Source organism: Pseudomonas sp., assembly GCF_050739995.1.
Taxonomy (GTDB): Bacteria; Pseudomonadota; Gammaproteobacteria; order Pseudomonadales; family Pseudomonadaceae; genus Aquipseudomonas.
On the sequence record NZ_JBOICG010000045.1, the window covers coordinates 1 to 8,524 of the forward strand.

Here is an 8,524-nt window from a genome sequence, read left to right on the forward strand (position 1 = left end):
GCCCATGGGTGAAGCCGGCCGCACCTACGTGCGCCGGGCCCATGACTGGAGCGTGGCCGCCAGCCAACTGGAGCAGGTGTACGCAACGCTCTCGCCACTCAATCAGAAGGAGCCCGCATGCGTGTAGGTCTGGATTACCGCACCGTCGGCACCTCACCCCAATCGGGGATCAGCCGCCAGGTGTATGCGTTGGAAAATGGCCTGCGCAGCCTGCCGGATATCGAGCTGGAGCGCTTTACCGTGGCGCCCCTGGGTGATCAAACTCGCCTGCAAGCCCATTGCCCGGCCTGGGGTTGCGCGAAAACCGCAATGCACCAGCCCCACAATCGCCTGCGTTTCGAGGCCGGATTCTTACCGCGCGCCTTACGTGAACAACGGATCGACGTGTACATCAGCACGTTCAACATGGGCCTGCCATTGCCCCCCAAACCAAAAGGTTTGCGCACCGTGGTGCTGCTGCACGATCTGTTTCAGATCACCTTGAACAACTACCACGCCAACCGCCTGAAAGCGCTGATCTACAAGACCAGCGATCGCCTGTCGATTGCCTATGCGGTACACAGCGCCGACCGTGTATGGACGCCGTCGCAGTACAGTGCCGATGAAACGGTGCGGTTGTTTCCCAAGGCGGCGGACAAGGTTCGTGTACTGCCCAACCAGGTGGATGGGTTTGTCGAACTGGCCGCCGACCTCACGCAGTACCAACTACCCGAGCGCTATTGGCTGCTGGTGGGCACCCGGGAATTGCGCAAGAACGTACCGTTCCTGGTGGACGCCTGGCAGCAGGCGCGCCGCCAATCCTCCGCCGTACCGGAATTGGTGTTGGTGGGCAGCCTTGAGCACTTGCCCGAAGCCCAGCGCACACTGCCGGGCATTCGTGCCTTGGGCGGCGTATCGGATGCCCAACTGCACGGGCTGTATCGCCAGGCTTCGCGCCTGTGGCAACCCTCCTATGCCGAAGGTTTCGGCTTGCCGGTGATCGAAGCCTTGAGTGTCGGCACACCGGTAGCCGTGGCCAGTGGCACGTCGCTGGATGAAATCACCCCAGCCTCGGCACCGCGCTTTTCGCCCACCGACACCGCTGCGCTGGTGCAGTTGATGCTCGACCTGAGCACGCAGCCCGATGAAGAGTCCCCGGAACAACGGCGCCAGTGGGCTGAACGCTTCAACCAACATGCCTATCGCCAGCGCCTGGCCGAACTGATCGAGGAACTGAAATGAGACTCTCCCTGGCAAGCCTCGTCGCTATCCTGTTCGGTCTGCTGTTTGGTGGGTTGGCCTTGGCACTGTCCCCGGCCAAGGCATTTCTGGCGGTCATCGGCCTGGCCGCGGCGGTGACCATCCTGCGCTTCCCGTTCTGGGGCTTGTTGCTGTTCGCCGGGGTCGCAACCTTCATGCCGTACTCCACCCTCAATCTGGGCATCCGCAGTACGGTCAGCGAAGCCATCCTTGCGCTGACCTGGGGTGCGGTGCTGTGGCACAGTTTTCTGTCCCGCGTACCCGATACGCCAAGCCTGACGCGGCGCCCTACCGACCAGATGCTGTTGTGGCTGATGCTGTTCAGCGTATTCCCGTTCATCGTTGGCCAAGTCACCATTCACGCCGAAACCAGCGGGGTGGCGAACTGGCTGCGTTGGCTGCTGAACCTGTCGGGAGTGTTTCTCTGCGCCAAATTGCTGGTGGACCGAAAGCACCGCGAATCCCTGGTGATCGCCCTGCTGCTGGGGAGCCTGGCGATGTTGGTGCTGTCGATTGCGGTGTTCGTACGCACACGCTCGGGGGCAGGCATCGCGCCCATCCTGGCACTGTTCAATTACGGCAACTTCGACACCTTGAAATTCGGCCTGGAGGCGATGTCGTCACGCATGGGGTCGCCGTGGATGCACCCGAATGCCATCGGCGGGATCATGGCCTTGCTGCTGCCTCTGGCCTTCTGTTATGGCATGACCGAACAAGGCTGGCGGCGCGCGCTGGGCCTGGGCGTGGCGTGTCTGGGGGCGGCTGCGTTGCTGCTGGCCAGTAGTCGTGGTGCGATGGTCAGCCTCGCGTTGGTACTGATCTGGATGGCGACACGTCGCGTGCCGTATACCGGGCGCTTGTTGATGATCGGTGCCGCACTGACCGTGGCGCTGGTGATGGCCTACCCGCCGCTGCAAGACCGCCTTGCCACCATTTTCTCGTCGAGTAACGCCAGTACCGAGATCCGTTTCGACGAATACCGGATGTTCCCTCAGGCGGTGGAGACCTACCCGTTCGGTATCGGCTTCAAGGTCGACCCTCCGGTGCCGGGGACGCACTTCCTGGGGATCTCCAACCTGTGGCTGAACTACATTTACAAAATCGGCGTCATCGGCATGCTGCTGTTTATCGCGGTCACGGTGCGCTGGTGGCGTGAAGCACGTCCGGAGAAAGGCCCGATCCGCCTGACCAAGGACAACGCATTGTGGCTGGGCAGTACCGCCGGGATTCTCTCGGCGCTGGTCAGCGGCCTGTTTGACCATTACTTCAGTTTCGCGGTGGTGATGGTGGCGCTGTTCTGGTTGATGGTGGGCATCAATGTGCTGGAGGCACGACGGTTGTTTCCGGCGCGCTTGCCCCAGCTCAAGACGGTGGTGTATCGCAAGCCGATGCTTGACGGCGTGCGGCCTTAACCATGCTCGGTTCCGCCGTCTGGCTGACCCTGGCGACCTTGCTGGGCCTGTGCCTGGGATTCGCCCGCGAGTGGTTGTTGGTGGCCGCCTGGGGCGCCGGGGAGCGCAGTGATGCCTTCTTGATCGCACTGTTTCTGCCCGAGGCGTTGCGTATGTCATTGGCCGGTGGTGTGTTGAGCGCCGCTGCGCTGCCGCTGTATTTACAACGCAAGGACGGGGCGCGCCTGGATTGGTTGGCGGTGTTGTTCCCCGCATTGCTGCTGATTGCGCTGATAACCAGCCTGTTGCTGACACTGTTGGCGCCATGGCTGGTGCAGTTGCTTGGCCCGGGGTTGGCGACCAGCGCCACGGCCCTGGCCGCGAGCAATCTGCAAATCGTGGCCTGGTGCGTGCCGGGATTGATGTTGCACGCGCTGTTCAGCATTCCGCTGCAGGCCGACGAGCGTTTTGTGCTGGCGGGCCTGGGCTCGCTGTTGTTCAACCTGCCGCCGGTGACCTATCTCGCGCTGGCGGGCACCGCGACTGAGCCCCATTCCCTGGCCTTGGCCTGCCTCGCCGGAAGCCTGTTGATGCCGCTGGCGTTGCTGCCATCGATCTGGCGTCAGGGTTGGCGACCGTGGCGCTGGCAATTGAGCTTCACGCCGTTGCGGGAACTGGGCCAACGCATCGGGCCGCTGCTGTTGAGCAACGGCGCCAGTCAAGGCTTGGCGTTGATCGAGCGGCTGGTGGCCTCGCTATTGGGTGAAGGCGCGGTGACTTGGGTCAACTTGGCTCGCAAGTTGATGAACCTGCCGCTGATTGCACTGATGAGCCTCAACCAGGTGCTGCTGGGCATGATGAGCCGTCGCCAGGGCGATGAACGCCTGGCCTTGCTCAAGCGCGGCCTGGAGACGGCCAGCGTGCTGACGCTGCCGGCTGGCGTGGGCTTGGTGGCCGCCGCGCCGAGCCTGGTGGAACTGCTGTTACCCAAGCAGTCGGCGGACTCGCCGCTGCCATTGCTGCTGGCGTGGTTCGCCGTGCCGCTGGTGTTCGGCGCCTGGAACGCCTTACTTGCGCGCTATGCCTACGCAGCCGGCGATACACGCCAGCCGCTGCGTTGCGAACTCCTCGGCAGCCTGGTCAATGTGCTGTTGCTCGGCGCCCTGCCCTTCGTATTTGGCCTGGCGGGGATTCCGCTGGCGGCATTGGCGGGAGTGATCTGCACCGCCTTGTTGCTCATGCAGCGTCAGACATTGCTCGCGGCTCTGCCCTGGGCACGGCAATGGCTGCTCAGTGCGTTGGTGATGGGCATGGCGGCGCTGATGTTGTTCCCCATTGAGGGTGTGTGGCTGCAACTGGGGCTGAGTACCCTGGCAGGCACCGTGGTGTTGTTAGGCATGGGGCTGTGGCTGAAGCCGTGGCGCAAGGCATGAATGATCGATCAGGAGTAGTTAAGTGAAACAGCGCTGGATTCAAATGGATATCGCCAAAGGCATCGGTATCCTGGTGATCGTGTACGGCCATAGTTGGTTTGTCGCCAACTCCCTGGACCTGCTCTATCCCATGCTCGCCTCGTTTGTGTTGCCGCTGTTCTTCTTCCTGTCCGGCGTGTTTTTCAAGCCCGAACAGCCGTTTGTCGAGATGGCGATACGCAAGGCCGATGGCCTGCTCAAGCCGTTTTTCTTCACCATGTTGGTGTATGTGCTCGTGCGCGATTTACTGCGCGGGCAACCCCTGTTGCCGGATGTGGGCGGCGTGCTGTACGCCTCGGTGGACACTATTCCATGGCAAGCACTGTGGTTTTTACCTCACTTCTGGGTGGCGATTCTGTTCAGTTGGTTAATGCTTCGCCTGATCCAGCGCCTGAAATTACCGCTGCTAGCGGGTTGCCTACTGATGGTGGCGCAGTTGCTGCTCGGTATCTGGGTATTGCCGTGGTTCTGGCAAGTGCCGGTCACCCTCGGCGGGCAAACCTGGACGATGCCCGGCCTGCCCTTCAGCCTCGAAATCACCCTGATCAGCAGCACCTACTTTATATACGGTTACCTGCTGCGCGACTGGTTGCGCAGGCATGAGGGCTCGTTGTTGACACTGGTGATTTCCATCGTGCTGTTCGCAGCCGTATTCGTTTACAGCCACGACACCATGGACCTGGCGCAACGGCGCTATGACCACTGGCTATGGACCAGTTTGCTGGCGGTCATCGGTGTGTATCTGTGCTGGGCGCTGGCGAAGGTGATGATGGTGTCGGCACTGCTGACGCGGGTGATGACCTATATCGGCCAGTCCACGCTGATCCTGTTGATCTTCCATGGGGAGATTCAGCACAAGACCGTCGACTTGCTGGAACGCCTGGGGCTGCATGCATTTGTGGCCGCATGCCTGGGGTTGGTGGTGGCGGTGGTGGTGCCGTTGCTGATTGGCGAAGTGATCAAGCGAGTAGCGTTCTTGCGGTTTTTCTACTTTCCGTTTCCGGTGCGTAAAGCCCCCAAGACTTGAAAACACCACTCATACAATGTGGGAGTGGGCTTGCTCGCGAAAACGGTGGATCAGTCAGTACATTTGGTGACTGACACTCCGCCTTCGCGGGCAAGCCCGCTCCCACATTTGTTATGTATTTTCAGTCATCGAGTTGTGGCGCGGCGGGCTTACTGCCGGGTTTGGCAGCTTTGGTCCCCTTGGCTGGAGGCACGGCGGCAGGTTCCGGTTCGGCCGGTGCCGCAAGGTCTTTTTCAGCCTGGGGCATCTGATCGATGGTGCTGAAGAACTCCTTCAAATCGAGGGTATCCGGTGGCACGGTCTTCTCGAGTTTTTTCTCGCCGTCCTTGCCGATCAGGATCACCTTGGTACCACTGCCTGCGCCCAGCTTGAGGGCACGGATCAAGGCATTGGTTTCCGGCGGTGTCAGCTTCTTGTTGTCCTTGGCGTCCTTGGCGAATTTCTCCCCTTCGGCACCGATGCTGCCGAACTTCACGGTGTAGAACACCATGCTGCGTTCTTCAAAGGATTGTTTGGTGGCAGGCTCGTCCAGTTTCTTCTTAAGGGTCGCCAGTGTTTCGTTACCGGAATCAAGCTCCACAACCACCAGCGGGCGGGACTTGCCCATGTCTTGCTTGAGCGGGTTGATATCCTCAGCGGCCAACAGCGGCCCCGTTAAAGCCATCAAGGTAGCCAGGGTCAGCGACCGGATGAGCATGCGCACCTCCTTTGAATTCCATGCAGGGTTCTTGAGTTTCATGTGTGCGACAGTCAAATTCAAGGATGATTCCTACACCATTTCAAGAAAGCGTAGGACAGGACGCCCGCTACGCAAGGGGTTGGACGGGATCAGGCGTCATTGTTTCTTCTGATTGCGGAAACATCACGAGACCTTCCACGTCGGCCAATGTCGGGCAAACACCGGCGCCACGATGGGGTCGGCATCCACCTGAGCCAGGCTCTGGGCAAAGCCTGGGGCCAAGGCGTTCAACGCCTCTCGCGCCTCATCCCAGCGCGACACCGCCGCCGCCATGATGCCCAGTGCGTTCGGCACATCGTTGGGGGCAAATAACTGCCCGGCAAATTGGTCGGCAAACACGACCCAGGCTTGGTGCAGGTAGCGTCGCGTGCCTGTGACCAATTGCGCCTGTACCGCCTCATCCGCGTTGCCCAGCCAGCGCTGCGGGTAGTCGATGATGCCAATGGCCGAGTAGCAATTGGCGGCGATGTACAGCAGGCCGCGCAGAATCTGTGCACGGTTGCCACCCAGTAGGTCGGACGCGGGAAACTCCAGGCCCAGGTGGATCAGGATAGCCGCGCTTTCGGTCAGCACTTGCCCATCGGGAGTGACCAGGGTGGGAATCTGTTTGAGCGGGTTGATACGGGCCAGGGCTTCGCTGCCCTCGCCGTCCTGCCAGGAGCTGGCCTCTACCCGATGCCATGGCACCGCGCAACGTTGCAGGGCGATTTCGATCATGCAAGAGCCTGACTCGTCGGTGCCGTAGAGCGTGTACATAGGCGTTTCCTCTTATCGCAGCAGTTTGGCCTGCAAATGGGCTTTCACCTGCGGCCATTCCGAATCGATGATGCTGAAGCGTACCGAGTTGCGCTTGCGCCCGTCCGGCATGATGCGCTCGTGACGCACGATGCCTTCTTGCACGGCCCCCAGGCGCAAGATGGCGGCGCGGGACTTTTCATTGAGTTCGTCGGTGGTGAATTGCACGCGCACGCAGTCGAACACTTCGAAGGCGTAAGTCAACAATAAGAGCTTGGCCTCGGTGTTGATCCCGGTCTTCTGTGTGGATTGCGCCAGCCAGGTGTGGCCGATTTCCAGCTTGCGATTGACCCGGTCAACCTTCCAGAAACGCGTGCTGCCCACCACCTGGCCGGTGTTCCGACACACAATAGTGAAAGGTATGACCGTACCCGCCTCACGCCCGGCCAAGGCGGTGTCGATGTACGTATCGATGGTGTCCGGACCCGGCACGTTCGTGACCTTGAGGTTCCACAATTCGCCGTCGGCGGCGGCCTGGAGCAAGGCCTCCGAGTGTTCGCGTTGCAGGGGTTGGAGTTCGACCGTGGTACCGGTCAGTGTGATCAGGGTCATTGAGCGCTGCGCCGTCTGCGGGTGGTCATCAGAGGGCAAGAGTGCAGGCTCTTGTGGTGCCTCGGCAAGCGTTTTAGAACAGGCCCATCTGCCCACCGACCAAGGTGCTGAAATCGTCGTTGACGAACGGCAGGATCGCATCTGCCACCGGCTGCAATTGGCGTGTGACGTAGTGGTCGTAGTCGATCGACGCCTGACGCACCTCCAGCGGCTCCGGACCATTGAGCGTGATCACATAGCTGATCCAGCCGCCGCGTTGGTACTGGCGCGGGCGGCCCAGGCGGTCGTTGTATTCATCCGCCAGGCGCGCGGCGCGCACATGGGGCGGCACGTTGCGCTCGTAGTCATCCAGTTGCCGCCGCAGGCGTTTGCGATAGATCAGCAGCTCATCGAATTCACCGCTCAGGGTGCGGCGCACGTAGTCTCGTATGTAATCCTGATGGGGCTGGCGATGGAAGATGCGCTGGTAGAGTTCCTGCTGGAATTGGCGGGCCAGGGGCGACCAGTCGCTGCGCACGGTTTCCAAGCCTTTGTAGACCATTTCCTCGCGGCCATCGCCGCGCATCACCAAGCCCGCATAGCGCTTTTTGCTGCCCTCCTCCGCGCCGCGAATGGTCGGCATGAGAAAGCGACTGAAATGGGTTTCGTACTGCAGCTCCAACGCGCTTTGCAGGCCGAATTCGTGATGTAAATGCTCGCGCCACCAGTCGTTGACGTGCTTGACCAGCGCCCGCCCAATACGGCCGGCCTCGTCCTCGGAGTGCGCTGTGCCCAGCCAGACGAAGGTGGAGTCAGTGTCGCCGTAGATCACCTCGTAACCCTGGGCTTCGACCAGGTGACGGGTCTGGCGCATGATCTGGTGCCCACGCATCGTGATCGACGAGGCCAGCCGCGTATCGAAGAACCGGCAACCGCTGGAACCGAGCACGCCGTAGAAGGCGTTCATGATGATTTTCAGGGCTTGGGACAACGGGGCGTTGTGTTCACGCTTGGCCACTTCGCGGCCTTCGGAAACACGGGCGACGATGGACGGCAGGCAATGCCGGGTACGGGAAAAACGTGCACCACGAAAGCCTTCCACCGACGCACTGTCCTCGGGGTGTTTGAGACCTTCGATCAAGCCCACCGGGTCGATCAGGAAGCTGCGGATGATCGACGGGTAGAGGCTTTTGTAATCCAGCACCAGCACCGATTCGTAGAGGCCCGGGCGCGAGTCCATGACAAATCCGCCGGGGCTGGCCTGGGGTGGTTTGTCGCCCAGGTTCGGTGCGACGAAGCCCTGGCGGTGCATCAGCGGCATGTACAAATG

The 8,524-nt window shown here is 61.2% G+C and carries 8 protein-coding genes and 1 pseudogene; 5 read left to right on the forward strand and 4 right to left on the reverse strand.

The window, feature by feature from the left end:
- From ACRESD_RS01590 to ACRESD_RS01610, 5 genes and pseudogenes are all read left to right on the forward strand, one after another.
- Positions 1 to 127, forward strand: a pseudogene (locus ACRESD_RS01590) (glycosyltransferase family 4 protein); the annotation flags it as partial.
- Complete coding sequence (locus ACRESD_RS01595) at positions 118 to 1,221, forward strand: glycosyltransferase family 4 protein (protein ID WP_431749327.1); 1,104 nt, start codon at positions 118 to 120, stop codon at positions 1,219 to 1,221. The pseudogene ACRESD_RS01590 and the gene ACRESD_RS01595, both read left to right, overlap by 10 nt.
- The gene (locus tag ACRESD_RS01600) at positions 1,218 to 2,651 is read left to right on the forward strand and encodes an O-antigen ligase family protein (RefSeq protein WP_431749328.1); all 1,434 of its coding nucleotides are present in this window, start codon (positions 1,218 to 1,220) and stop codon (positions 2,649 to 2,651) included. Before ACRESD_RS01595 ends, ACRESD_RS01600 begins: the two co-directional genes overlap by 4 nt.
- Positions 2,652 to 2,653: 2 nt before the next feature.
- A complete protein-coding gene (locus ACRESD_RS01605) occupies positions 2,654 to 4,063 on the forward strand; it encodes a lipid II flippase MurJ (protein WP_431749329.1) in 1,410 nt (469 codons plus the stop codon).
- A gap of 22 nt (positions 4,064 to 4,085) precedes the next feature.
- Positions 4,086 to 5,129: an acyltransferase family protein gene (locus tag ACRESD_RS01610; protein WP_431749330.1), complete on the forward strand. Its 1,044-nt coding sequence runs from the start codon at positions 4,086 to 4,088 to the stop codon at positions 5,127 to 5,129.
- 121 nt (positions 5,130 to 5,250) lie between these two features.
- Here ACRESD_RS01610 and ACRESD_RS01615 read toward each other — a convergent pair whose 3' ends face one another.
- The 4 genes from ACRESD_RS01615 to ACRESD_RS01630 form a co-directional block, all read right to left on the reverse strand.
- Positions 5,251 to 5,826 (reverse strand): DUF4174 domain-containing protein, encoded by a 576-nt coding sequence (locus ACRESD_RS01615; protein ID WP_431749331.1) that lies wholly within the window; start codon positions 5,824 to 5,826, stop codon positions 5,251 to 5,253.
- Positions 5,827 to 5,991: 165 nt separating this feature from the next.
- Complete coding sequence (locus tag ACRESD_RS01620; RefSeq protein ID WP_431749332.1) at positions 5,992 to 6,624, reverse strand: glutathione S-transferase N-terminal domain-containing protein; 633 nt, start codon at positions 6,622 to 6,624, stop codon at positions 5,992 to 5,994.
- A gap of 12 nt (positions 6,625 to 6,636) precedes the next feature.
- Entirely contained in the window at positions 6,637 to 7,215 is a 579-nt protein-coding gene (locus ACRESD_RS01625) for a GNAT family N-acetyltransferase (RefSeq protein WP_431749333.1), read from the reverse strand.
- A 73-nt stretch (positions 7,216 to 7,288) separates the two neighbouring features.
- Positions 7,289 to 8,524: DNA polymerase II (locus ACRESD_RS01630; RefSeq protein ID WP_431749334.1), on the reverse strand; the 1,236-nt coding region annotated here is incomplete at its 5' end.